This window comes from Methylomonas sp. DH-1 (assembly GCF_046097555.1).
GTDB classification, from domain to species: Bacteria; Pseudomonadota; Gammaproteobacteria; order Methylococcales; family Methylomonadaceae; genus Methylomonas; species Methylomonas koyamae.
The window spans coordinates 223,057-249,253 of sequence record NZ_CP143089.1; the positions used below are offsets into that span (position 1 = coordinate 223,057).

Annotated in this window: 19 protein-coding genes and 1 pseudogene; 9 read left to right on the plus strand and 11 right to left on the minus strand. The window is 57.4% G+C overall.

Annotated elements, in window-relative coordinates; genetic code table 11:
- Positions 1–22: 22 nt before the first annotated feature.
- Genes VXJ35_RS01010 through VXJ35_RS01020 form a run of 3 tightly spaced genes read left to right on the plus strand, consistent with a single transcriptional unit; the run spans position 23 to position 3,836 of the window.
- Complete coding sequence (locus VXJ35_RS01010; RefSeq protein ID WP_064023309.1) at positions 23–982, plus strand: NAD-dependent epimerase/dehydratase family protein; 960 nt, start codon at positions 23–25, stop codon at positions 980–982.
- Positions 982–2,010, plus strand: a complete 1,029-nt coding sequence (locus tag VXJ35_RS01015) for a glycosyl transferase (protein WP_064020129.1) — start codon at positions 982–984, stop codon at positions 2,008–2,010. The genes VXJ35_RS01010 and VXJ35_RS01015 overlap by 1 nt, the downstream gene beginning before the upstream one ends.
- Entirely contained in the window at positions 2,007–3,836 is a 1,830-nt protein-coding gene (locus VXJ35_RS01020; RefSeq protein WP_064020130.1) for a nucleoside-diphosphate sugar epimerase/dehydratase, read from the plus strand. Before VXJ35_RS01015 ends, VXJ35_RS01020 begins: the two co-directional genes overlap by 4 nt.
- Positions 3,837–3,853: 17 nt before the next feature.
- Here the strand turns inward: VXJ35_RS01020 and VXJ35_RS01025 are convergent, their stop codons facing one another.
- The 6 genes from VXJ35_RS01025 to VXJ35_RS01050 form a co-directional block, all read right to left on the minus strand.
- Positions 3,854–4,624, minus strand: coding sequence for a hypothetical protein (locus tag VXJ35_RS01025; protein ID WP_064020131.1), 771 nt, complete (start codon positions 4,622–4,624; stop codon positions 3,854–3,856).
- Positions 4,625–4,651: 27 nt separating this feature from the next.
- On the minus strand, positions 4,652–5,611 hold the full coding sequence (gene motB, locus VXJ35_RS01030; RefSeq protein ID WP_064020132.1) for a flagellar motor protein MotB: 960 nt from the start codon (positions 5,609–5,611) through the stop codon (positions 4,652–4,654).
- Positions 5,612–5,624: 13 nt separating this feature from the next.
- Positions 5,625–6,470 (minus strand): flagellar motor stator protein MotA, encoded by an 846-nt coding sequence (gene motA, locus VXJ35_RS01035; protein ID WP_064020133.1) that lies wholly within the window; start codon positions 6,468–6,470, stop codon positions 5,625–5,627.
- A 95-nt stretch (positions 6,471–6,565) separates the two neighbouring features.
- Positions 6,566–9,232, minus strand: a complete 2,667-nt coding sequence (locus tag VXJ35_RS01040; RefSeq protein ID WP_064020134.1) for an MMPL family transporter — start codon at positions 9,230–9,232, stop codon at positions 6,566–6,568.
- Between the two features lie 2 nt (positions 9,233–9,234).
- On the minus strand, positions 9,235–10,209 hold the full coding sequence (locus VXJ35_RS01045; RefSeq protein ID WP_054763364.1) for a calcium/sodium antiporter: 975 nt from the start codon (positions 10,207–10,209) through the stop codon (positions 9,235–9,237).
- Between the two features lie 61 nt (positions 10,210–10,270).
- On the minus strand, positions 10,271–11,098 hold the full coding sequence (locus VXJ35_RS01050) for an undecaprenyl-diphosphate phosphatase (RefSeq protein ID WP_064020135.1): 828 nt from the start codon (positions 11,096–11,098) through the stop codon (positions 10,271–10,273).
- A gap of 258 nt (positions 11,099–11,356) precedes the next feature.
- Between VXJ35_RS01050 and VXJ35_RS01055 the strand changes: the two genes are divergently transcribed.
- The 5 genes from VXJ35_RS01055 to VXJ35_RS01075 all read left to right on the plus strand — a co-directional run bounded on the left by VXJ35_RS01055 (position 11,357) and on the right by VXJ35_RS01075 (position 16,814).
- Positions 11,357–12,928 (plus strand): bifunctional aminoglycoside phosphotransferase/ATP-binding protein, encoded by a 1,572-nt coding sequence (locus tag VXJ35_RS01055; RefSeq protein WP_064020136.1) that lies wholly within the window; start codon positions 11,357–11,359, stop codon positions 12,926–12,928.
- A gap of 2 nt (positions 12,929–12,930) precedes the next feature.
- Positions 12,931–13,914: a zinc-dependent alcohol dehydrogenase family protein gene (locus VXJ35_RS01060; RefSeq protein WP_064020137.1), complete on the plus strand. Its 984-nt coding sequence runs from the start codon at positions 12,931–12,933 to the stop codon at positions 13,912–13,914.
- Between the two features lie 177 nt (positions 13,915–14,091).
- Complete coding sequence (locus VXJ35_RS01065; RefSeq protein WP_064020138.1) at positions 14,092–14,526, plus strand: hypothetical protein; 435 nt, start codon at positions 14,092–14,094, stop codon at positions 14,524–14,526.
- A gap of 294 nt (positions 14,527–14,820) precedes the next feature.
- The gene (locus VXJ35_RS01070; RefSeq protein WP_064020139.1) at positions 14,821–15,897 is read left to right on the plus strand and encodes a ParB N-terminal domain-containing protein; all 1,077 of its coding nucleotides are present in this window, start codon (positions 14,821–14,823) and stop codon (positions 15,895–15,897) included.
- A gap of 2 nt (positions 15,898–15,899) precedes the next feature.
- Positions 15,900–16,814, plus strand: a complete 915-nt coding sequence (locus VXJ35_RS01075) for a hypothetical protein (protein WP_064020140.1) — start codon at positions 15,900–15,902, stop codon at positions 16,812–16,814.
- Here VXJ35_RS01075 and VXJ35_RS01080 read toward each other — a convergent pair.
- Together VXJ35_RS01080 and VXJ35_RS01085 are read right to left on the minus strand one after the other, a co-directional pair.
- Positions 16,811–17,758: a DNA cytosine methyltransferase gene (locus tag VXJ35_RS01080; RefSeq protein WP_064023310.1), complete on the minus strand. Its 948-nt coding sequence runs from the start codon at positions 17,756–17,758 to the stop codon at positions 16,811–16,813. The two genes, VXJ35_RS01075 and VXJ35_RS01080, sit on opposite strands and share 4 nt — an antisense overlap.
- 114 nt (positions 17,759–17,872) lie before the next feature.
- Positions 17,873–18,166 (minus strand): annotated as a pseudogene (locus tag VXJ35_RS01085) (very short patch repair endonuclease); the annotation flags it as partial.
- A gap of 90 nt (positions 18,167–18,256) precedes the next feature.
- On the opposite strand from VXJ35_RS01085, the gene VXJ35_RS01090 reads away from it, so the two are divergent.
- Positions 18,257–19,504 carry an IS256 family transposase gene (locus VXJ35_RS01090; protein WP_064023311.1) on the plus strand — a complete coding sequence of 416 codons (1,248 nt, stop codon included), beginning with the start codon at positions 18,257–18,259 and terminating at the stop codon, positions 19,502–19,504.
- Here VXJ35_RS01090 and VXJ35_RS01095 read toward each other — a convergent pair.
- The 3 genes from VXJ35_RS01095 to VXJ35_RS01105 form a co-directional block, all read right to left on the minus strand.
- Complete coding sequence (locus VXJ35_RS01095) at positions 19,489–19,665, minus strand: hypothetical protein (RefSeq protein ID WP_082880758.1); 177 nt, start codon at positions 19,663–19,665, stop codon at positions 19,489–19,491. The genes VXJ35_RS01090 and VXJ35_RS01095 overlap by 16 nt on opposite strands.
- Before the next feature lie 192 nt (positions 19,666–19,857).
- Entirely contained in the window at positions 19,858–22,182 is a 2,325-nt protein-coding gene (locus VXJ35_RS01100; protein ID WP_157198034.1) for a TonB-dependent receptor, read from the minus strand.
- A 183-nt stretch (positions 22,183–22,365) separates the two neighbouring features.
- Positions 22,366–26,160, minus strand: coding sequence for a cobaltochelatase subunit CobN (locus VXJ35_RS01105; RefSeq protein ID WP_231914823.1), 3,795 nt, complete (start codon positions 26,158–26,160; stop codon positions 22,366–22,368).
- Positions 26,161–26,197 lie beyond the last annotated feature (37 nt).

The window sequence follows — 26,197 nt, forward strand, 5'->3', positions numbered from 1 at the left end:
ACCTTTAACGCGCCGAATGCCGATGGCCGAAAATAAAGTGCTGGTGACCGGTGCTACCGGTTTCATCGGCTCCGTGCTTTGCCGAAAACTCGAACAAAACGGTTATTCCGTAGTCAGTGCCGGCCGTTCCGAGGCAAGCGATTTTTATTGGGACTTGGCCGCGGCCGGAAGCTGTCCCGCAGCGCTCTGCGCCGGTGTCGGCACTGTGTTTCACCTGGCCGGCAAAGCCCATGCCCTGGCCGAGAACCGGCAGGACGCGGCGGAGTACCGGCAAATCAACAGTACGGCCACGCGCGAATTGCTGGCAGCGGCGCAACGGGCCGGCGTTAAACGCTTCGTCTATTTCAGCAGCGTCAAGGCGGTAGCCGAGACCGAGCGGCAACCGATGGACGAAACCGCCGACCTGCCGGCCGCCGACCCTTACGGCCAATCCAAATACGCGTCGGAACAACTGGTACTGCACGGTGGCTATGTGCCGCATCCGGTCGTGATCCGGCCTAGCATGGTCTACGGCTGTAGCGACAAAGGCAATCTGCCGCGGATGGTCAACGCGGTTCGGCGCGGCATTTTTCCGCCGTTGCCGCAGGGCAACCGGCGCTCGATGGTGCATGTCGACGACGTCGCCGCCGCGGCGATACTGGCCGCGGAACGGCCGCAAGCCGCCGGCCAAATCTATATCGTGACCGACGGCCAGTGCTATTCTACCCGCGACATCTACGACATGATCCGCGCCGCGCTCGGCAAACCGCCGCTGAACGGGTCGGTTCCGCTCGCGTTGTTGCGGCTGGCCGCCAAATTCGGCGACGGCTTCGGCCGTTTGGCCGGGCGGCGGTTTCCGCTCGATAGCGACAGTTTGGATAAATTAACCGGTTCAGCCTGGTATTCGTCTGATAAAATCCGCCGCGATTTGGGCTTCGAGCCCGAGCATACGCTCCGCGACACCTTGCCGGAGATCATTCGTTATTTAAGCTATCGGGCGTGATGCTACTTTTCTGCATTATCTTAGCGTTGTCGGCGCTGCTGACCGGCCTGATCCGCCGCTACGCGCTCAGTAATCAAGTTCTGGATATCCCCAACCAACGCAGTTCCCACAGCGTACCGACTCCGCGCGGCGGCGGCTTGGCCATCGTGCTCGGTTTTTGCGCGGCGGGCCTGTGGTTGTTCGCTACCGCGCAGCTCGGTTGGGAGCGCTTGGCGATGCTGGCCGCGGCGCTGCCGGTAGCCGCTGTCGGCTTCTGGGACGACCACGGCGGCGTTGCCGCCCGTTGGCGCTTCGCTATCCATCTGCTGGCCGCCGCAATCGCGGTCGGCCTGTTGCAAGGCTTGCCGCCGCTGTTAATTCCGGCGCCGTTCGACGCCGTCCTCGGCCGGCGTTTTGCCGATCCCGGCTGGCTCGGTTATCCGCTCGCCATATTATTTCTGGTCTGGGCGCTGAACCTGTTCAATTTCATGGACGGTATCGACGGCATCGCCGCTTCCGAAGCCATCTTCGTCGGCCTTGGGCTGGCCGGCTATCTGCTGTATATCGACCGCGCGCTGTTTGCGTTGGCGGCCGGCCTGGCCGCGGCCAGTGCCGGATTTTTGTGCTGGAATTGGCCGAAAGCTAAAATCTTTATGGGCGACGTCGGCAGCGGCTTCGTCGGCCTGGTGCTGGGGCTATTGATCTTGCTGGCCGCGCAGCAGGCTGCGGTGTTGTTGTATTGCGGGCTGATTTTGTTCGGCCTGTTCGTGGTCGATGCCAGCTACACCTTGGCCTACCGCCTATGCAGCGGCCAGCAATGGTACGCGGCGCATTGTTCGCATACTTACCAGCACGCCGCCAAGCGTTATGGCCATTTGCCGGTGTTGTGCGCTTGCTGGGCCATCAATCTGGGCTGGCTGCTGCCGTGCTCGGCCTGGGCCTTTTGGCATCCATCCCACGCCTTGGCTGCGCTGGCCGCCGCCTATCTGCCTTTACTCTTTCTGGCCTTCCGCTTCCGGGCCGGCCGCAGCGGGTTCGTCGTTTCGTGACATTTAATTTCCGCTCGCGCACCACCATTTTCCTGCACGACCTGTGCATGATCCCGCTGGCCTGGTTCGGTGCCTATTGGTTGCGCTTCAATCTGCAACAGATTCCGGACGATTTTTTTTACCCGGCTTTGCTGTTTCTGCCGCTGGTCATGGCGATTCAAGTCACGCTGTTTTGGGTGTTCGGACTGTACCGCGGCGTTTGGCGCTTTTCCTCGCTGCCGGATCTGATCCGGATCGGCAAGGCGGTATTGACCGGCATCTTCCTGATCGCATCGGCGCTGTTTTTGTACGACCGGCTGGCGGGCGTGCCGCGCTCGGTGGTGCCGCTGTACGTGCTGACGCTGTTTTCGCTGCTCAGCGTGCCGCGGCTGGTCTACCGGTTCTGGAAGGAACGGGCCTTCGTCGACCGGATCGGCCGCCGGGCCTTGATCGTCGGTGCTGGCGCCGCCGGCGAAATGCTGATCCGCGACCTATTGGCGACGCCGGACAGCGGCTACGTGCCGGTCGTATTTGCAGACGACAATCCGGCCAAATTCAAACGCGAAATTCGCGGCATCCGCGTCGCCGGCAACGTCGGCCAGATTCCGGCCCTAGTTAAACAATGGGATATCGAGGTGGTGCTGATCGCGGTGCCGTCGGCCGGCGACGCGCAGATGCGCCGCATCGTCGAGGTCTGCGAGGCCTGCAACGTCGAATTCAAAACCCTGCCGTCGGTTAAGGAATTGCTCAACGGCACGGTGGCCCAGACCGCATTGCGCAGCGTATCGATCGAGGACATTCTGGGCCGCACCCCGATCAAGCTGGATTGGGCCGGCATCAAGGCCCACATGCAGGGCAAGACTGTGCTGGTCACCGGCGGCGGCGGTTCTATCGGTTCCGAGCTGTGTAAGCAACTGGCCAAGACCCAGCCGCGCAAGCTGATCGTGTTCGACCAATGCGAATTCAACCTGTACAAAATCGACGCCGAATTGCAGCGGCGTTTTCCGGAATTGCCGCGCGCCGCCGTGCTCGGCGACGTTGCCGATCCGGTCGCGGTGCAACGGGCGATTCGGGAACAAAAGCCGGAAATCGTGTTTCATGCTGCCGCTTACAAGCACGTACCGTTGTTGCAAAACCAGGTGCGCGAAGCGCTGCATAACAATTTGATCGGCACCAAGATACTGGCCGAAGCCGCCATCGCCGCCGGCGTGGCCCGCTTTGTGTTGATTTCGACCGACAAGGCCGTAAACCCGACCAACGTGATGGGCGCCACCAAACGCGCCGCCGAAATCCTGTGCCAGAATCTGGACCGCCAAGGCCATACCCGCTTTACCACGGTGCGTTTCGGCAACGTGCTCGACTCGGCCGGCAGCGTGGTACCGCTGTTCCGCGAACAAATCCAGGCCGGTGGCCCGGTCACGGTGACCCATCCCGACATCACCCGTTATTTCATGACCATTCCGGAGGCCTGCCAATTGATCATGCAGGCCGAAACCATAGGCCGGGGCGGCGAAGTCTTCGTGTTGGACATGGGCGAGCCGGTCAAAATCAGTTATCTGGCGGAACAGATGATCCGCCTTAGCGGCAAACGCCCCGGCACCGACATCAAAATCGAATACGTTGGCCTGCGCCCCGGCGAGAAGTTGTACGAGGAGTTGTTCCACGAACAGGAGCAACTGTTGCCGACCGGCCACGAAAAGCTGCGCCTGGCCAAGGCCAGAATTTACGATAGCGCGGAATGGAGCCGGCAGATCGAGGGTTTGCAACAGGCCTGCGCCTGCCGCGACAGCGCCGCGCTGTTGGCCGATTTGCAGCGCCTGGTGCCGGAATTCGAGTGCCGGCCTTAGCCGGTGCGGTTATCGGCTTATCCCGGAAGGCCGGCGTTGGCTTGACAACGCTGATCGCCGATCCGGTAACAGTACAAACGGGTGCCGCGCCGGTCCGCCAGCCGGATTTCGGCGCTGAGCGGCCAACCGGGTAGCGGAAACGACGACGATACGAACAGGCTGCCGGGCCGCATTTCCCGCGCCAGTTTCCGGCCCAGACGCGGCATCACCGCCGGCGACAGGAAGGCAAACACCAGATCGAACCGGCTCAAATTGCAATCCCAGAAGCTGCCGCCGACGACGACGGCGTTAGTCAAGTTCCGGCAACGCCAACGGGCCAGCAGATACGGCAACGGCGCCCGTTCCAGCGCCGTGACCTGCAAGCCGGGCATCGCCGCGGCCAAAGGCGCCGCCACGCTGGCGACGCCGGCGCCGAGATCGATAAACAACTCGGCCCGTTCCCGCGCCGCAATTTCCTGTAAGGCTGCGGCTACCGCCGGCGAGGATAAAAACAGCGGCACGTCGCCGCCGACCGTGCCCCAAAATACCAAGGCCATCAACAAGCCTGCCCCCAGATAAGCCCAGGCCGGCAACTGCAGGCTGATCGCGAACAACACGGCCGGGAAAAACGACAGATGGATAGGCAACCACCACAACGGTTGCCGTAACAGGCGGGATAACAACGCGGCACCGGCCGCTTGCAGCACTGGCGTCCAGCGCGGATCGAATACCCCCGGCCAGCCGCGCAGCGCCAACCAGACGCCGGCCAGCGCCAGCAATTGGCTGAGCGCCGCTTTCAGCAATTGCACGGGGTTCGGCGCGGGTGGGGGAAGCGGCTAATTCGCGGCCGGTTGGCCGGTGACTTTGATGTTTTGCTGCACCGCCGGTGACACGCTGGGCAGGCTCGGCGCCGCCTCGGAGGCGGTCGGGTCGGCGCCGTCGTGCAGCACCTGGTTTTCGGTTTTCTTGTTCATCACCACAATCGAGATGCGCCGGTTCATCGGATCGTTCGGATTCTCGGTTTTATACGGGATGCTCGACGCCAGACCGACCACACGCAATACCTTGTCGTCGCTCAGGCCACCCTGGTTCAATTCGCGGCGGGCGACATTGGCGCGGTCGCTGGACAATTCCCAGTTGGAATAACCGGTGCGGTTGCTCGGAAACGGCAGCGCATCGGTATGGCCGTTGATCGAGACCTTGTTCGGCAATTCGTTGATCACCGGTGCCAGCTCGCGCAGAATCGCTTGAGCGTAACTCTCGATGCCGGAGCTGGCCAGCTTGAACATCGGCCGGTTTTGGGCGTCGACGATCTGGATTTTCAAACCTTCCGGCGTCGATTCGAGTTTGATCTGGTCCTTGTATTCGCTGAGCTTGGCATTGGCGTCCAACATCTCCTCGATCTTTTCCTGCAATTCTTCCAGCTTCTTCTTTTCCTGGGCTTCGGCCATTTTTTGGATATCTTCCGGCGTCGGTTCCGCGGGCGGCGCTTCGCCTTGGTGCACTTGGCCTTCGTCCAGCGACTTCAAGTCCTGGCCGCCGGCCTGGATGATGTTGGTGCGGTCGCCGGTGCCTTCGCCGCTACCGGTGGTAATCGCTACGCCGAACGGATTCTGGAAATATTCGGAGATGCCTTTTTTGGTTTTTTCGTCGGTCGTGCCGAGCAACCACATCAACAAGAAAAAGGCCATCATCGCCGTAACGAAGTCGGCATAGGCAATTTTCCAGGCGCCGCCGTGGTGGCCGTGCCCGCCTTTTTTCTTGATTTTCTTGATGATAATCGGTTGTTCGGCCATGCTCGCTTACCTCTTATTTACCGGCCTTCAAGGCTTCTTCCAGCTCGGTAAAGGTAGGCCGGGTGTGGTGGGGGATCGTGGTGCGCATGAACTCGACGGTCATGGCCGGCGAAGTCCCCTTGGCGCAGTTCAGCAAGCCTTTCTGCGCGCAACGGTAGGAACCGGCCTCTTCCTCCAGCCGGTCTTCCATCACCGCCGCCACCGGCGCGACGAAACCGTACGACACCAGAATACCGAGGAAGGTACCGACCAGCGCCGCGGCGATCAATTTACCCAGTTCGGCCGGCGGAATCCCGACCGATTCCATGGTGTGCACCACGCCCATTACCGCCGCGACGATACCGAACGCCGGCATGCCGTCGGCGATGCGCTGCACGGCTTTGATCGGCGCGTGGCCGTCGGCATGGTGCACCTCGATTTCGGCGTCCATGATGTCTTCGAGCTGATTGACGTCGACCCCGGTCAGGATCAAACGCAGTTTGTCGCAGATGAATTCCATCAGATGGTGGTCGTGGACGATCTTTTCGCCGAAGATGGAACTGCCTTCCGGGTCGTCGACCACCTTCTCCAGCGACAGTAAGCCTTCCTTCCTGGCCTTCTGGCTCAGCGCGTTAAAGCTCATCAACAGTTCCAGGTAGTATTCCTTGGTGAAGCGGCTGCCCTTCAAGGTGCCCATACCGCCGGCAACCGCGCCCTTGATGGTGCTCATGGTGTTACTGGCGAAAAATGAGCCCAGTGCCGCGCCGACGATGATCAATACCTCCACCGGCTGCCAAAGTACGCCCAAATGCCCGCCCGCCATTAGGAAGCCGCCCAACACGCAGCCCAAAATGACCACATAACCGATGATTACAAACATGGTTGCCTCTACAACAAAAAGTTAAATCGAATTGGCCGGCGCCCAACGGCCGGCCGCGACCGGCTAAGTCTAGTCCAGCTTGGCCGGGCTTGCGCTTAGGCCAAGCGGTCGGCCTTTTTCAGCACTAATTTACTGATCGCCGGCAACACGATAAAGGTGCAGGTCATAATCCAGAAAATGCCGATCGTAATGACCAAACCCATGCTGGAAATCCCCTGGTGCGGCGAAAACGCCAGGCCGACGAAGCTGGAAATTGTAGTCAATGCGCCGTAAAACATGCCGCGTGCGGTGCTGGATTGGTAAATATTTTGTTCTTCCGACAAGGAGTGGTGCAGTTTTTCCACCATATGGATACCGTTATCGACACCCAGGCCCATTAATAAAGGCAGGGCGATGATATTGGCGAAATTGATCGGCGTACCGGTGAAGACCGTGGTCGCCATCGTAAACAAACCGGCCAGAACCAGCGGCGCCATCACCAACAGGGTATCGACCACGCTGCGGCGGATGAACATCAGCAACAGCGCAATTGCCACCAGCGCGATGATGATCGCTTCCTGGAAGGCGCCGATCACGGCCTTCATCGACTCCCAATACATTACCGGCAAATCGGTCGCGTTCGGCGCTACCGCCTGCACGTCGACGATGAAACGCTGCAAATTGCTCAGGTCGTTCAAATCCTGTTTCGGGAAAATCTGGATCCGGTACAGGCCGTCCTTGCTCAGCCAGCGTTCCCTGATCTCGTCCGGAATGCTTTCCGGTACGATTTCCGCGGCATGGAAACCGGTCAGCAATTCGTTCATCACGGTCGGCAGCGTGCCGAGCAACGAGGTTTGGATTTTCTCGATGAAGACGCCGCGGTCCGGCTGCATCCGCGCTTCCAGTTCCAGTTCCACGTCGAGCAACTCCTGCTTGAAGCGGGTCAGGGATTGGATGTCGGCCGGCTTGGTTTTCTTCGGCAGATTGGCGTCGATTGCCGCAATCATGCGCTTGATGGCCGGCAACGGATCGACGCCGCTTTTCAGTTGCGGAAACGACTGGCTCTGCGGCCCCAGCGCCAGCGCCATATCGTCGATCACGCCCAATTTTTCTTCCTGGTCTTCCGGGACGAAATCGAACAGGCTGACCGTCTTATCGACCGTCGGCAATGCCGCCAGTTTGCTTTGCATGGCCTTGGCTTCGGTCTCGCTCTTGACCAGTACCGTCAACGTCATCGGCGAGGTGTCCCGTTCCTTCATCAGTTCCTTGAAGGCGATGACCGATTCGGTATGCGGATCGCGCAGATTCAGCGGATTGAAATCGGTCTTGACCTGGAACACGAAGTAAATCGCCACGACCGCACCGACCAAGGTCAGAAACGAAATCGGCTTGGCGTAGTGCAACGTAAAGTGGGCCAGGGCCAGCGACAATTTCGAGGCGCCGGGCTGCTCGCCGTGCAGATTGTGGTAGGGCGGGTTCGGCAGCACTTTCAGCAGTACCGGCAGCACTGTCAGCGTGACGAACAGGCAGATGAATAAACTGGTACCGGCCAATAAACCCAGTTCGGAGATGCCTTGGTAATCGGTCGGGATGAATGCGTACAGGCCGATCGAGGTGGTGCCGGCGCATAAAATCAACGACGGGCTGGTGGCCAGCAGGGCCGAGCGGATCGCCTTACTTTTATCGCTGCCGTGCAAATCCAGATTGTCCCGGTAACGCAAGCAGAAATGGATCGCGTATTCGACGCCCAAACCGATGTTGGACACGGCGAAGGCGACCGAAATCAGGTTCAACTGTTTCACCGCCACCGAAGCGAATAGGCCGCAAAACACCATGCCCAGCGCCAGCGTCAGCAGCGTCGCCAACATCAGCAGCCAGGAGCGGTAGGCCACCAGCAAAATGCCGCAGACCAATATCACCGAGAAAATACTGGCGGTGAAGGTGCCTTCGCTCATGCCGGCCATTTCGTCGTGCTCCAAACCGACTTCGCCGGTTATCCAGACTTTGACGGCCGGCATGTTCGGGTCCTGAATTTTGTTGGCGGCGTGGCGGATCACGTTGATTGCCGGCTCGACCGGCAGGATTTGGCTGAAATCGAATTTAGGCGTGACGAAAATAAAGGCTTTGTCGGACTGCTCTTCGCTGATCTTGTTTTCGGCGATCAATTTTTGCCAGGACAGCAAATCGGTCTCGCCGTTCAGCGTCTTGTGCAGTGAATCGCTGACCTTGTCGATCAGCGACATCAAATCGATAGGCACTTCCTCGGTCTTGGTTTCGGCGTTCAGCGCGTCCTCGAAGATCGAGAAAAAACCGTTCAGGCTCGGGTCCTGCGAAATTCGGCCGATGAAAGGCTGGGCTTGCGCCAGCGTGATCGAAAAGTCCTGCAACTTATCGGCGTCCAAATAAAGCAGGCCGTTGCGTTGAAAGAATTCGTTTTCGTCGGGCCGGTAGACCTTGGTGAAATGTTCGGTATCGGCCCGTAACTCCCGGCTCAGGCGCCGCGCCGCGGCTTTGGTCAATTCCGGACTGGACGATTCGATCACCAGCAACAACGTGTGCACTTCCTGGCCGAACTGTTGCTCGAACTTGCGCCGGTTTTGTTGAAACGGCGCATCCGGCGCGATCAATTCGGCGGTATCGGTATTTACGGTCAAGTGGTTGCCGGTGTACTGCACCGCCCAATAGGCCAGCAGCACCGAAGCCAGCAACACCAGAGTCGGGGAGTACAATAACCAGTTGCCCCAGCGGTAGGCGAAATGCCCCAAACGGTTTTCCAAAGACATGTTTACGCGCTCACCACGGTGTTGATCAAATACAGTGTGTAAGCGGCGTAAACCGCCAACAGGATGCCGCCTTCGACCCGGTTGATCCGGCCTTGTTCGCGTTTGCCGGCGTAACCCAGCGCAAATAGAGAGGCGGTCAGCATGGCCATCAACGGCCAATCGCGGTTGACGATTTCCAGCGGAATCGACATCGGATGGATCGCGCCGGCCAAACCGACTACGGCCAGCGTATTGAACAAATTGGAACCGATGATGTTGCCCAGGGCCAGGTCGTGTTCGCCTTTGCGGGCCGCCGCTATCGACGAAGCCAATTCCGGCAGTGAGGTACCGATGGCGACGATGGTCAAACCGATGACCAAATCGCTGACGCCGAGGTTTTGCGCAATCGTCACCGCACCCCACACCAGCAGCCGGGAACTAATCATCAACAGCAACAAACCGCTGACCAGCCAGATCGTGGCCTGGGCAAACGACATGCGGTGTTCTTCCAATTCCTCTTCGACCTCTGCGGCCAACACGTCGGCCTTTTGTTTCAAGCCCTGGCGCACCATCCAGGTCATCACGCCGGCAAACACCGCCAGTTCCAGCAAGGCATCGGTTCTGGACAAACTGCCGTCGTACAACTGGCCGAAGGCGAACACGGTCACGCCCATCAATACCGGCAACTCCTTCTTGACGATTTGCGAGTGGACCACGATGGGGCTGATCAAGGCCACAGTACCTAGAATCAAGGCGATGTTGGTGATGTTGGAACCGTAGGCGTTACCCAAGGCGATACCGGGACTGCCTTGCCAGGCCGACAGCGCCGATACCGTCAATTCCGGCGCCGAGGTCCCGAAACCGATGACCACCATACCGATCAATAACGGCGACATGCCCAGGAAACGCGCAATCGCCGCGGCGCCTTCCACAAAAATATCGGCACTCCAAACCAATACCACCAGACCGATGACTATCATCAACAACGGCAACGCCATAAACTACCCTTTACTGTTAAAGATCAAAAAACCAAACCTGCCGAACCCGTGGCGGAAAACCTCAATCCACGGTCCACTGCACCACGCCGCTATAGGCCGTGGCCAGCACGACGACACCGAACACAATCCGGTACCAGGCGAAAATAATGAAATCGTGGTGGCTGATGTAACGCAGCAAGCCTTTCACCGCCACCAGCGCGCTGACGAAGGCGGCGGCCAGGCCGATCGCAAACGACAACGCGTCGTTATCGGCTTGCAGCAAATCGCGGTGTTTGTACAAATCGTAGGCGCTGGCTACCACCAGGGTCGGAATCGCCAGAAAGAACGAAAACTCGGTGGCCGCCTTGCGCGACAAGCCGAACAGCAAGCCGCCGATAATGGTCGAACCGGAACGCGACATGCCCGGAATCAGCGCGAAGGCCTGGGCAATCCCCAGTTTCAACGCATCCAGCGCCGACAAGTCGTCGACGTTTTCGACCCGGATTTTGTGCTCGCGCTTTTCGGCCCAAATAATAATGAAGGCGCCGACAATGAAGGCCAGCGCCACCGGCACCGGCTTGAACAGCGTCGCTTTCAGGATTTTGCCGAACAACAGTCCCAACGCCGCCAACGGCACGAAGGCGATGGCCAGATTCAACACGAACTTCTGTGCCTGGCGTTCGGTGGCCAGGCCGCTCAGCACCGAACCGATCTTGGCCCGGTATTCCCAGCAAATGGCCAGGATCGCGCCGACCTGAATCACGATGGTAAACAGCTTGGCCTTGTCGTCGTTAAAATTCAGTAAATCGCCGGCCAGAATCAAGTGGCCAGTGCTGGAAATGGGCAGGAATTCGGTCAAGCCTTCGACGATACCGAGGGTCAGGGATTTGACGAGTATTGAGATATCCATATTGAATCAGCGCTGAGTGCCAGCCGGCACGGGGGTTGGGGTCGGCAGACGATGCGGCACAACCAAGCCGTTGCAGCCGCAGCAAAAGCCACGTAAACGGGGCGGGATTATAGTCGAAAACTCAATAATCCCGTAACTTTAGCCGCTGTAGTTCAAGCAAATACGGCACAAGCCCGGCGGCGCAATCGGTTTTGCCCCGATTCCACCGATCTGGCAGAATCGGCCGTAACCCGCTGCAGCTCCCGGAGATATTCCGCAATGACCGCAACTTATCCGCCGCTAATCCAGGCCCTGCGCGATCCGGGCCGTTACCCGCACCCGGTGCGGCAGGTCGAAGTGCTGGAGACCCATATCTCCTGGGTGTTGCTGGCCGGCCGTTACGCTTACAAAATCAAGAAGCCGGTCGATCTCGGTTTCCTGGATTTCAGCGACCTGCAAAAACGGCGATTTTTTTGCGGCGAAGAACTGCGGCTGAACCGGCGCCTGGCACCGTCGCTGTACCTGGCAACGGTCGGCATCGGCGGCACGGCCGAACGGCCGGAAATCGGCGCCGAACCGGCCATCGAATATGCCGTGAAAATGCGCCGCTTCCCGGTCGCCAACACGCTGGACCACCTGTTCGGCCGCCACGGCCTGCAGCCGCGGCATATCGATCTGCTGGCGCAAACCGTCGCCGGCTTCCATGCCGGGCTGCCGGCGGCGGCAGCCGATGCGGTTTACGGTACGCCGGCCGCGGTGATGGCGCCGGCCAGGCAGAATTTCCGGCAATTGCGGACGCTGCTCGCAGCGGCCGATTTGCCGATGCTCGACCGGTTGGAAAGCGCCGGCGAGGCCGAATACGCCGCCTGCACCGCCCTGATCGCCGACCGCCGCCAACAAGGCCGTATCCGCGAATGCCACGGCGATCTGCACCTGGGCAATATCGTATTGTTGCGCGACCGGCCGGTCCCGTTCGACGCCATCGAGTTCGCGCCGGAACTGCGCTGGATCGACACGATCAACGATGCCGCCTTCCTGGTAATGGACCTGCTACAGCGCGGCCGCGGCGATTTGGCCTACCGCTTTCTGAATGGCTACTTGGAATCCAGCGGCGATTATGCCGGCCTGGGGCTGCTGCGGTTTTACCTCAGTTACCGGGCGGCGGTACGGGCCAAGGTCGCCGGCTTTCGCCTGGCGCAAACCGGCGACCCGGCGGCCAAGCGCGAGTGTTTGGCCTATCTGCAGCAAGCCGTGGCCGGTTTGGCGCAGCGCAAGCCGGTGCTGATTTTGATGCACGGCCTGCCCGGCTGCGGCAAAAGCCACGTCGCCCAATTGCTGCTGGAACGCTATGGCTGGATCCGGCTGCGCTCCGACGTCGAGCGCAAACGCCTGTTCGGCCTGAGTCCGCTGGCATCCAGCCGTTCCGCAACCGGCGGCGGCATCTACCAGGCGGACGCCAGCCGACAAACTTACGGCCGATTGTTGGAATTGAGCCGCGGCTTGCTGGCCGACGGCTTCGGCGTGATCGCCGATGCCGCGTTTCTGCAATACGACCAGCGCCGGCCGTTTCGGGAACTGGCGGCACAGCTCGGTGCCGGTTTCGCGCTGGTGGCGGTCCGGGCCGAGCCCGCGACCTTGCGCCGGCGGATAAGCGAGCGTCAGGCCGCCGGCAACGACGCGTCCGAAGCCGGCCTGGAGGTTCTGGAACACGCCAGCCGGAATCTGGAACCGTTGCAGGCCGACGAAATGTCGAGCTGTTTGCAATTCGATAACGATGCCGAGCCGGCGGCGACGGACGATAGCCGTCCGTTCTGGCGGCAATTGGCGGAATTGGCCGCGTTGGGAGCCTGACCATGAAAGCGATGATTCTGGACCGCGCCGGGGCGCCGTTGCGCCTGGCCGACTGCACCTTGCCGGCACCGGCGGCCAAGCAAGTGTTGTTGAAAGTCCGCGCTTGCGGCGTCTGCCGCACCGATTTGCACGTGGCCGACGGCGAGCTGGACCAAGCCAAATTGCCGCTGATACCCGGCCACGAAATCGTCGGCGAAGTGGTCGCCAAGGGCGGCCTGGCTCAGCGTTTCGCCATCGGCCAGCGCGTCGGCGTGCCGTGGCTGGGCCATACCTGCGGCAGATGCCGGTATTGCCTGAGCCAACGGGAAAACCTGTGCGAGGCGCCCGGTTTCACCGGCTACACGCTGGACGGCGGTTACGCCGAATACGCCGTTGCCGATCAGGATTACTGCTTCGCGCTGCCGGAGCGATACGGCGACGCCGAAGCCGCGCCGTTGCTCTGTGCCGGCCTGATCGGCTACCGCGCGTTAGTCGCCGCCGGCAGCGCCGAAACTCTCGGCGTCTACGGCTTCGGCGCCGCCGCCCACATCATTACCCAGGTTGCCGTCTGGCAAGGGCGGCGCATATTCGCCTTCACCAAACCCGGCGACAGCGCCGGCCAAGATTTTGCCCGCCAACTCGGCGCCGAGTGGGCCGGCGCTTCAAGCCAACCGCCGCCGCGGGCGATGGATGCGGCGATCCTGTTCGCCCCGGTCGGGGCATTGGTACCGCAAGCGCTGCGCCATGTCGCGAAAGGCGGTACTGTGGTTTGCGCCGGCATCCATATGAGCGAGATTCCGGCCTTTCCCTATTCGATCTTGTGGGGCGAGCGCAGCGTGCGTTCGGTTGCCAACCTGACCCGCCAGGACGGCGAAGCGTTTCTGGCGATTGCCGGGCAGGCGCCGCTCGAAACCCATGTCCGGACTTTCGCGTTGGCTGACGCCAACCTGGCCCTGGCCCAATTGAAAAACGGCCAAATCCAGGGGGCGGCGGTGTTGATCCCTTAAGTACGGCCGCATTTATCCGATTGACGCGAAAAGGAAATTCCTCCCGCTGCCGCTTGGACATCGGCCAAATCGAGGTAAATTAGTTTTCGCCGGCCGGAATTTCCTAGCCCAGGCGATCTTTGTTAGAATCGCTGCCGATCCAAAGAAAAAACACCCTATAAAACACCACCCTAAGCCATGAACAAAAAGAAAATTATAATATTCGCCGTCTGTCTGGCCGGTCTGCTTGCCATCCAAATCAAGTTCTTCCTGCCCTTCATGTACGACATCGCCGCATCCGACCTGTTTTTGGTGGAAAGCAAAGACGCTGCCAATCCGATGTCGATCAGCACCGACATGACCGCGATGGCCTTTGGTCATTGCAACAACTTCATCAAGAAAAATGCGGAAGAAGACCAAAATCTGGCGTTCGCCGCGCAGCCGACCAACGCCTGGAGCTTGGGTAATTACGAATACATCGTCAATGCCGACGTCGAAATTAGCGGCAAGGACAGCCCGGCGGTATTGCGCCACTACGCTTGCCGGATTCAGTACGAAAAAGGCGACGACACCTCAGGCGCCGCCGATTTCGAAAACTGGTCGGTGGAAGGCGTCGGCGGTTTGACCGACTGAACCGAATAACTAAAGTCGGACAACGCCAACAAAAAAGCCCGCCAGGTTCCGGAGCTTGGCGGGCTTTTTTATGGGGCTTTAAGCTCTTTCGCCACTTCCGTTAGGCCATTTGCGCTGTTACTTGGCTACACGCAATTCTTTATTCAGGGCTATCCTTAAACCTAAAAAGAGGGGGCGAAACTACCTCGCCCTCATTACCGCTAATAGCGAAAACCTCATATAGGGTCTAGCTTATATTTGGATAATACTAAGTTAAATTAAGGTTCACATAGAATACATTCATTGGAGTAGACAATGCCTAACCAAAAAGTCGAATTGATCGACACAGATCAGATCGATTTTGACCCTGAAAACCCGCGTTTTTACCGGCTGAACAATGCCCACTCTGTTTCGGCTGTCATTGAAGAGATGCTTGACGATGAAAGCGTTCAAGACCTTATGTTATCCATTGGGCAAAAGGGCTACTTCCCTGGAGAACCGTTACTGGTTATTAAAGAAGGAAACCGGTATACCGTGATCGAAGGTAACCGTAGGCTTGCGGCTGTCAAACTTCTAAACGGAGAAGTCTCGCCACCAAGCAGAAGAAAAAACAGTATTGTAACCATCCAATCTGAGGCCGCTGTAACACCTCCCAAACAACTCCCCTGCCTGATTAATGAAAACCGCCGCGATGTTCTTAGGTATCTTGGCTATAGGCATATCACTGGCATCAAAGAATGGGACTCGCTATCTAAAGCAAAATATCTAGCCCAGCTACGGGAGGAATTTTATGCAGATTTGGATGATGCGGCCCAAATGCGCTCTTTGTCCAAAGACATTGGTAGCCGACCAGATTACGTTGCTCAGTTATTAACAGCGTTAAAGCTATATATTCGAGCGGAAGATAAGAATTTTTTTGGCCTTCCAATCGAATCAAAAGATGTGGAATTTTCGTTAATAACAACAGCTCTTAGTTATAACGACATTTCAAATTGGCTTGGTTTGGAAAGCAGAAAGGACATTTCAATGCCTGCCCTTAAAGAGGAAAATTTAAAGCGCGCTTTTGCTTGGATGTTTTCCAAAGACCAACAAGGTAATACTATCCTTGGAGAATCTCGTAAGCTAAAAGATTTGGCAGCAGTCGTTCAAAGTACCGATGCAATTGAGGTGCTTGAGGAAACCGGAAGGCTTTCGGAAGCTTATCTTTATACTGACGGACCTCAAATGGCTTTGGAAAATGCGCTGGACCAAGCAATAAAGAACACGAGGATAGTGTGGAACATGCTGCCAAAAACAAAACCTTTAACTAGCGGGCATTTAGACAAAGCGATCGATCTCTTTGACGAGATAAAATCAATTCGTAACCATATCAGAGAGAAACTGGAGGATTAGGATTGTTAAAAAACCTAGACACGCCTCCGAAGGGCGCCGATCCCTTTATTTGGACAGACTTTATAGAATTACGAGCGATTCTTCATCCAGACAAATGTTTTTCTCGAGGAGAATTAAGTAGTATCGAAAAATGTAACCGTGATATGGGTGGAGGGTTTAATTTAGAGAATCGCTGGAGAGATATAATTAATTTTTCAGGGAATCGTAAAAAAGAATTTGAACATTTCTATCCATTCAATATTTCTGCCGATCTAGACACTATTGAATTTGATTATGCAGGCAGTCCGGCCCACATAGCTTATGTCGGTTTTCTAATTGCTTCTTGTATGAGAAATATTACAAATACCAGGAAATCAGAAGTCGCAAGAATCTTCGAAGAGACATGCTTTGAAATTTTTTCTTCCTTGATGCCTTCTGGCTCAGAAGTCAGGGCGACTTGGGCTAATGCGGGCAAAGCCGCTGTATATACCGGTACACTATATGAAAAAATGAAAGCACTTGCTAAAGATTTGCGCTGTGTTCCAACCTTCGAGGAACGAGATTTTAACAGGCGTGATACTGGAGACGGTGGTATCGACTTAATCGCTTGGCACCCGATGGCAGACGATAGACAAGGAATGCCCATTGCTTTTGCTCAATGTGGTTGTTCCAAAGACGACTGGGAATTTAAGCATTTAGAAGCATCTCCCGCAAAACATCGTAGACACTTTCCAGTAATGCATCTATGGGCGACTTACTATTTTTTGCCCCTTGATTTACGTTTTTCAGATGGCGACTGGGCTTATAAAAGCGACATAGGTGATGCGATTATTGTAGACAGGCTAAGGTTACTCAGAATTTCAGAGCAGAACAACCTGCTTCAAAAGCTATCGGACATGCCGTATGTCGATGAAGCATTGAAGTTTCAGTACCCCTAATAATCCCAAACAGATGGCAACGCCCGAGCCACAGCTTCAAATAATGGTGGCGGCACTGCGTTTCCGACAACCGTGTAACGATTGTTTAAACTGCCGGCCATAGTGTCCGGAAATACCATATCTCGCTTAAAACCTTGCAACCGAGCAGCCTCCCGGTAACTAAAGCGTCGGGCTCTGCCTTCGCTGGCAAAGCGCCAAACGTTGTGTTCCTGTTTAATAAGGTGGGGGCTCATTGGGTGTAACGGCATGTGGCGAGGGTTGGCCACAATGGTTTTTGACGGTTCGCCCCAGCCGCGCCAACGGTTGCGAGACAGGTAATACCAGTGGAAATCCAAGTCGTAGAATTCGCCTTCCGGCCAATCAGGCATGCCCTCAAGCGCACCGCCAATGGTTGCCGTTGGTTCGCTTCGCCCTTCGCCGTGAGTAGGTAGCGGAAATTCGTATTCCAACCCCAAATCGCTTCGCAGGCCCACAATAAAAATCCGTTTCCGGTCCTGCGGTACACCATAATCGGCTGCATTCAATACTTCGGCCTTCACGCTATAGCCAACTTCAGAGAAAACCTTAAATTGGTCTTCCAGCAGGTGCCGGAAATTAGCCCGAACCATACCGGAGACATTCTCGACAATAAATGCTTTTGGTTTGATTTGGTTTAGCGCCCTGGCAAATTCAAGGTAGAGGGTATTAATTTTTCGGGAAGGGTCGCGCACGCCGCCTTGGCTAAAGCCCTGGCAAGGGTAACAGCCTACAAGCAGTTCAGCATCTGGGAAGTGCTGGATTTTTCTGACGTCGCCCAACACATATTCAGTAGCAGGGTGGTTGGCAACGTAAACGTCTCTGGCATAAGGCAAAATATCGTTTGCCAGCAACACTTCAAACCCTGCAGCAAGTAACCCGGCGTCAGATCCGCCACAGCCGGAAAAAAGAGAAATCGCTTTAGGCATGAGGAACCTTGAGGTATTTAGGCATAGAACGCAGTGAGCCACAGTTAAAAATAGCCAGCATTTTAACGGCTTAACATAGTGTTTGATAGCCGGCCAGCCCAACCAGCTTGCGCTTCACGCTAAAAATCCGCGAAGTTTTTCCTCCAAAATATTCTGGGATTTTATTTCGCACTCCCATATAACAAGAACGCTCCATCCCATTTCGGCTAAAGCGGCAACGTTCGCAGCATCGCGTTCACGCCGGGCAGTTAATTTGGGTTCCCAATATTCCAACCGTGATTTTGGAATATGGCCGGTTTTACAATCGTGGTAATGCCAAAAGCATCCATTCACAAATATGGCTTTCTTACGGCCCGGAAACACTATATCTGGTTTACCTGGAAGGCTTTTGGCGTGTGAGCTATAACTGAATCTGGTGTTTGGTAGTTGAAGAGAAGCGGCGTATCTGGTTGATTATTTGTGACCAAACAAAACGATCAACTCCAAGGATACGCCACGATGAAGAAGAGTAATGTAATCGACCTGTCCAGTCGAGAAGAGAATGCCGATCCATTGACCAACCTGATCCGGCAAGGGGCTCGCAAGCTAATTGAGCAAGCCATCGAAGCTGAATTGGCAGCCTATATGGAAGCCTTCAGCGAACGGAAGCTGAGCGATGGTCGGGCTGCCGTCGTTCGTAACGGTTATCAACCGGAGCGCGAGATTCAGACAGGTATCGGGCCCGTGGCGGTGAAGGTTCCCAAGGTTCGGGCGAAAGACGGCCAAGGCGCCACCTTTCGTTCTGCATTGGTGCCACCCTATGTTCGGAAGACGCGTTCCTTGTCAGCCGCATTGCCCTGGTTGTACTTGAAAGGTATTTCCAGTGGTGAGATGGAAGCCGCACTGGAAGTCCTGGTTGGGCCGGATGCCAAGGGATTGTCGGCCAGCACCGTGGCCCGCTTGAAACGCGCATGGGCGGCGGAATATAACGATTGGCGGACCAGTCGCCTGGATCGTGATCAGTGGGTCTATATCTGGGCCGACGGCATTTACAGTGGCCTGCGGACGGAAGATGTCAAGCTGTGTGCCTTGGTTATCATCGGGGTCAATGAGCGCGGTGAAAAACGCTTTCTGGCGATTGAGGACGGCGTGCGTGAATCGACGCAGAGTTGGCGGGAAGTGCTGCTGGGCCTGAAAGCGCGCGGTATGAACAGCCCCAAACTCGCCATTGGCGACGGCGCGATGGGTTTCTGGGCGGCGCTGGATGAGGTTTACAGCAACGCTCGGCAACAACGCTGTTGGGTGCATAAAATGAACAACGTGCTCAATCGCGTTCCAAAAGCGGTGCAACCCAAGATGAAACAGTCGCTGTATGACATATGGCAGGCTGATACCCAGAAGAACGCCGAGCGCGCCTTCGACCAGTTCGCCACGCTCTATGACGCCAAATATCCCAAGGCGGTTGAATGTCTGTATCGCGACCGGCATGAACTGCTGGCCTTCTATGACTTTCCGGCTCAGCACTGGCAAAGCATTCGAACAACCAACCCCATCGAATCAACCTTCGCCACTATTCGCCATCGCACCAAGCGTGCCAAAGGCTGTCTCGCCCGCGATGGCATGTTGCACATGCTATTCAAACTGGGACAAACGGCTGAGAAAACCTGGCGACGCCAGCGAGGATTTGATTATCTCGCCAAAGTGATTACCGGGGTTCCGTTCAAGGACGGCATTGAGCTAGAAACCGGCAATCAGATCGCCGCTTGATCAAGGCCTGAACACCAGATTTGACAATAGCTCTTGGCGTGTAGCCGGTAGCGGTAACCTTGGGAGAACAACATTTTGCGCACGGCGAGTTCAGGGGATGTATTTTTTCCCCGGACCTTGCGCATGATTTCACCACGCTTCTCTTTAGAGACCCTATCCAACCAGTTACAGAAAATGTATTTTTAATAAAGCCAACATGCTAACAGGCAACACTTCAAAATTGAATTTCATTTAAAGCCACACAATCTGCATCCTTGCCAAAATCAGAAGAAGCTAAGGCTTCCACTAGCAAAATGAGAGAATTGGAACCTATATGCGTTTTTTCAGCACAAATGCGGTTTTTCCTGACTTGGTTAAAATTGGTATGAAATCTCCCCATACACCGTTCGCCCAGCTTGCAGGTAAAACGCCGAATATTCCCGGTCCAGTAGGTTGTTGACCGAAAACGATAGATCGATGTTTTTCGTGGCCTGGTAGGCGATACGGGTATCGACCAGGAAATACGGATCGTAACTGCCCGGCACGCCGGTAACCTGGTCCAGGTTCTGGTCGTTGAAGAACGGTTGGCTGACGTAACGGCCGATAATGCCGCCGCTCCATTGCTTGTATTTGATGTCCAAGCCGCCGCTGAACATGGTTTCCGGCAATTGCACCATTTGCTTGCCGACGATCCTCGGATTGGCGGTGTTTTCGGTGATGACCGAATCGTTCAGCGTGTAAGTGCCGTTAAAGTGCAGCCAATCCCAATACAGTTTTTGCCGCAACTTGACTTCCACGCCTTCCACTTCGGCCTTGCCGGCATTCTGGCGTTCGGTCAGGGTTTGCAGCGAGCCGGTCGGTATGCCGCTTTTCGCGTAAATCAGGTCGCTGATATAGTGGTGAAAATAGCTGGCCGCAATTGTGGTGCCGGCAATCGGCGTCGCTTCGCCGCCGACTTCCCAGGAATGCATGGTTTCCGGCGACAAACCCGGATTCGGCTCGGTAATTACGCTCGAGGTCTGGGTATTGCCGTACAACTCGAAGTTGGTCGGCGGCCGGAACGCCCAACCGGTCGATGCGAACAGCTTATAGCCGTCGGCCGGCAGCCAGGTCAGGCTGAACTTGGGGTTGAATTGGCCGACCGAACGCTCCTGGTAGATGCGGGTAAAGGACGGGCTGGTGCTCTGGTTCATGCCGGAGGTGGACCAGTCGTCGTAACGCACGCCCAGGTGGGCGATCAGATTTGGCAAGATCCATAATTCGTCCTGTAAATAGGCCGAATAAATGCTGGATTCGCCTTTACCCAGCGCGGTGCGGGCGGTCGTCGAATCCCAGTTGCGCCAGTTGCCGAGCGCATAACGCGATTGGCCTTCCAGCTCGCTGTGGTTGGCGCCGAAACCGACGGTCAGGAAGTTGCGTTGCTCCCACAGAAACGGAAAGCGCAAGGCGACGTTGGCGTCGATCCGGTTGCTCGGCGTCACCGTCAACTGGCCGGTACCGCCGGTCAGCGAATCCGAGGCGACGTTGGCGAACGGCGAATAGGTTTCGTGCTGCATGTATTGGAAGTCGACACTCAACTTCACGTCGTGGCCAAAATCGTGTTTCAGGTGGCCGAAATAACGGCGGGTGTCTTCGATCGACGGCAAAGAATGCAGAAACAACTGTTCGTAGACATTCAGCCGGGCGCCGCCCACATTCAGGTTATTGCCGACGTTGCCGGACGAGCCGACGCCGATGGCCAGCGGCGTGCCGTCGGTCCTGGTCAGATAGCTGTTGTAGCTGCCGGTATCGCTGACTTCGCTGCGGCTCCAGGCCATGCCGCCGTCGATTTGGGTTTGCGGCGTCAGGTCGTAGTACAAATGCAGCGAGGCATTGTTTTGTTCCCAGGGCCGGCGACCTTTGTCGCCGACGATGAAACGGCGTTCGCCCTGGTTGGTCGTGGTCGGGATCGCACCCAGGACCGGCGTCGTCGCCGCGCCGGACGCGGTCGCTACCGTCACGTAGTCGGACACCGCCCAGTTGTCGCTATCCATGTGGTTGAACGTCAACGAAATGCCCAGACCGTTTTCGAAGCGGTCGCGGTAACGGCCTTTGATGCCCCATTGCTCGACCGCCGCGCCGCCGGCGCCGATGCTGAGCCGGCCTTCGCGCTTGGTCGGCACCTTCGAAATCACGTTCAGCACGCCGCCCATCGCCCCGCTGCCGTATAAGGCCGAGAACGGCCCCGGCACGTACTCCACCTGCTGGGCGTCGTCCATGTTCATGATGTTCCAGTCGACGTTGCCGTTGCTGCCGGTGTTGACCGGCAGGCCGTCCACCAGATACAGCGAACGGTTGGCGCCGCTGACGCCGTGAAAACTGGACGAGGCGACGCTGGAGCCGGGAAAGCTGGTGCCGTAGGCGCTGCCGCGCAGGTAGACGCCGGGGATGTCCTTCAGCGCATCGCCGATGCGCTGCACCAAACGGTTTTCGGTGTTGTCGGCGGTAATCACGCTGACGTTGGCCGGCGCCAACGCCGCCTGCATTTCCGAGCGGGTAGCGGTCACCAGCGTTGCTCCCAGCGTTTCTTCGCTGTCCTTGGTTTTTTTGGTCTCCAGGGTTTCGGCGGCGCTCTCCGCCTCGGCATCCGCCGCCCAAGCAGCTTGGCCTTGGACCAACCCGGCCAACGCCAGAATAGCCAAACTATGTAAACGAGACAATTTCAGTTCCTCCTGTGTCCTTATCGCGTGGTTTGCGCGTATTTTGTCGGAATAATATTTAATTCTTCTTACATCGAATGCGGGTTTTGCCGTATTGATGCACCGATTTTCGAAAGTTTGTGCCGGCCCTGGCCGGCGCGACGGCGGCAAACTTTGCCTGCCGCCGTCGCGCTCAATTGACCATTACTCGCCGGCTTTGGCCTCGGCTTGCTTGCGCTCCAGGTAGCCGCGCCAGTAACCGGCCGCGAACAAGGCCAGCACGCTGAGCAACAGCCACCAGTTCTGTTCCGGGCTCAGCGCCTGTTGCTGTTCGCCTTTGTCGTTGGCGACTTTCTTCTCTTCCATCTCGTAGCCTTCCAGCGGCTGGTTGGCGTTCGGCGCGGCGGCTTTCGCGGCCTTGGCCGCATCCTGCTGCTCGGCCAGTTTGGTGATCTCCGGGCTGCTGCAAGTGTCCTTGTTGCAGGCCACGCCTGCCTTGGCGATCACTTCCTGATTGACCTGCTCCAGTTTGGCTTTCACGGCCGGATCGGCCTGCCAGTAACCCTTGTTGATCGCCACCAGCATCCGGTCCACCATGGCTTGGTAAGCCAGCAGGTTGTCGGCCTGCTCGAACTTTTTCTGGATGTCGAGCTGGTATTTGTCCTCGACGTAGGTCTCGTACATGGCCTGCCATTTCTCGGCGCCGACCGCTTCCGGCACCGTCACCTGCCAACCCCAGAGGTTTTCCGCCACCATGTTGATGAAGCGGGCGCCGGCGTAACCTTCCTTCAACATCGACTCGATCCACTTCGGGTTTAGGTAGCGTGCCTGCATTTCCCGGCCTTGATACCGCTCTAGGGTTTCTGTCTTGGCAGCGGTCGGATCGGATAAGTCGGCGACCAAAACTTCCGGAGTTTTGCCATTGACCTGCCGCGCCGCCAGCGCCGTGCCGCCCAGATATTGGAAGAAGTCGTCACCGTCCAGCGAGGCGTAGACGTTGCTGGAGCGACTGTGAATCACAGCGTCGGTGTCTTTCAACGACAGTTTGAACAGGTCCACCGCCAGCGTCGCGTCCTTGCTGGCAGCCTCGCCCCAATGGCCGCGGCCGTAGACGTGGTGCATGCGGTTGAAGAACACGTCGGCCAGTTGCTTTTCGTCGGTCCAGGTGTTGGACAGCGGAATCGCCCGGTCCAGATTGGTGCCGTAAGCACCGGACGGCACGCTGAACAAGCGGGCCGAAGCCATGTCCAGCGCTTCCTCGGGCTTCAAGCCGCGTTTGACCAATTCGGCCTGGGTTTCCTGGATATGCCGGCGCAGCGGATTATCCGGCTCGTCCTGTTCCTGGGCCTTGGTTTCGGCCTGATCCAACAATTTGATCACCGACGCGAACAAATCCCGGTACAAACCGGACGGAATGATGGTGACGTCGACCCGAGGCCGGCCCAGTTTGTCGCGAGCAATTACGTCCACGCCCTGAGTGCGGCCGCGTTCGTCCCAATGCGGTTTGACGCCGAGCAGATGCATGATTTGCGCTTCCATCACGCCTTCGTGGCGCGAGCTTTCCACGCCCCACAAATTGAACACCAGCCGCTCCGGATAATGGCCGTGCTGCTTTTTGAAATCGGCGACCACTTGCTCGGCCAGTCGCGCGCCTTCGTTGTACACCGCCTCGCTGGGAATCCGCGACGGATCGAAACCGTACAAATCCTTGCCGGTCGGCAACGCGTCCGGGTTGCGCAACGGGTCGCCGCCGCTGCCGGCCGGGATGTAGCGGCCGGCCAGTGCATCGATTAGCGCGTTCATTTCGGCGTTGGCGCTGTCGGCAATCAGTTTGGCCGTGGCCTGGACTTTTTGTTTCAACGCATCGCCTTTCAGCTTGGGATCGCGGGCGACGATGGCTTCGGCGAAACGCTGTCTGGCCGCTTCGTCCGGCGCCTTGCCGAAGGTGTGCAAACCCATCGGCACTTTCTTTTCGCGGATTTCCTTCAGGTAATGTTCCAGCTCTTCCAGTTGCTCGCCGGTTTCGGCCCGTTCCATTTTCAGGTCTTTCAATAAGCCGGCCTTGGCGGCGATCTGGTTGATCTCGTCCAGCCTGATCTTGGCCAGTTGCTCGCTTTTCTGCGCGGCGACGTTGTAGTCATCTAATAAGCCGGCCAATTTCGCCAATTCCGGATTCAAATCGGCTTTATCCAGCGGCGGTGTCATGTGCGAAATGATGGTCGCCATCGCCCGGCGCTTGGCCTGCAAGGCTTCGCCGACATCGTCCATGATGTAGGGGTAAATCTGCGGCACGTCGGCCATCAGAATCTCGCCGGGATCGGCGGCCGTAAAGCCCACTTCCTTGCCGGACAGCCATTCGTGGGTGGCGTGGGTGCCGAGATGAATTATCGCGTCGGCGCGGTAGCCTTTTTGCAGCCACAGATAAAACGCCACATATTGATGGTGCGGCGGCATGGTCACATCGTGATACAGCTTTTTGACGTCCTGCTCCCAGCCGCGCGACGGTTGCGGGGCTAAAAGCAGATTGCCGTATTGCAGCGCCGGCAGGATCAAAAAGTGTTTGCCTTTAGCGTCGGTCCAGGCGCCGATTTTGCTGTCTTCTGGTTTGCCCCAAGACTTGAGCATGGCGGCTTTAAAGGTTTCCGGCAACGTGGCGAACCATTTTTGGTAATCTTCGATCGGCAACAACACCGCCCGGCCACTGGCAGCAGCCTCGGCGATCGCGCCCGGTTCCCAGTTGCCCAGATTGATGCCGTGATTTTTCACGGCCGCTTTCAAGGCATCGCCATCTTGCGGCGCATTGCCCAATTGATAACCTTCTTTACGCAGCCGCTCCATGATCTGCAGCAATGACTCCGGCAGCACGTTCAAGTACGAGGCGCCGATATTTTCCTTGCCGGGCGGGTAGTTGTAATACAGCAGCGCGACTTTTTTGTCCGTGTTGGCGGTGCTGCGCAATTTAGCCCACTTATCTAACCGGTCGGCGTAGCGGGCGATGCGTTCCGGGATCGGTACTTCCCGGACGAAATCCTGGCCGGTGGCTTTATCGTGCACACTTTCCTTGCTGGCCACCACAGTTGGGGCGATTTCGCCAGCGAATTCCGGCAAGGCCACTTGCCAGGCCCGCTCCATCACGTCCAGGCCGGTTGCGGATTCGGTCCATTGCACCTGGCTTTGGCTGTTCAAGGCGATGCCGTTCAACACCGGCACGCCGAGATAGGTCAAGGCCGGCACGGTTTTGTCCGGGCTGGCGCCGATCTTCAAGGCCAGTGCAGCAATGGCTTCGACCCGGGATTTACCGTTGCCGTCGAGCAGCATTTTTTCCAGCGTCTTGTCGTAGGGGTAACCGAATACCGGCAGCACGTTGTAGCCCTTGGCTTCCAATTGTTCGGCCAGCGTTTTTACGGTATCGGTCTGGCCGGACAGCGCCGACGAGCGGTAAAACAAAATCGCGATCCAGCGCTGGCCGGCTTTATAACCGGCGTAAGCCTTTTGATAGCTATCGAAGTCGGCAAACAATTGCTTGCTGCGTACATCGAAGGCGCCGATTTCCGGCTGGGCTTGCGGCGGTGCGATGTCTGCCTGGATATTTTTGAATTTGGCCAAGGCCAATCGGATCATGTTGGCGGCATTGTCCGCGCCGCCGGCCGACATATAGGCTTGCAGCTGTTTATCCAGTTGCAGGCCATAGTCGGCGAAATCGGCGTCGTAACTCAAACCCACCGCATACAGTTTGCCGCCGCGCGCGGCGATCTGTTTAAACACCTCGCCGCCCTCGCGCAGAATGCCGCGGCCGGTGATTTGCGCCAATACCAGATTGGACTGTTGCAGTTCGGCTTGTTCGGCTTGCGCCAATTTGGAGCTGGAATACAGCCGCAACTTGACGCCTTGCAACAGCGGATCGTTTTGCAGTTTGGATGTGGCGGCGACGGCGGTTTGCGAATCCAGGTCGCCGAGAATCAGGCTCAGGTTTAGCTGCGATTGTTCCGCGAATGCCATAGCGCTAAACATCCATAGCAAAACACATAACAGCCGG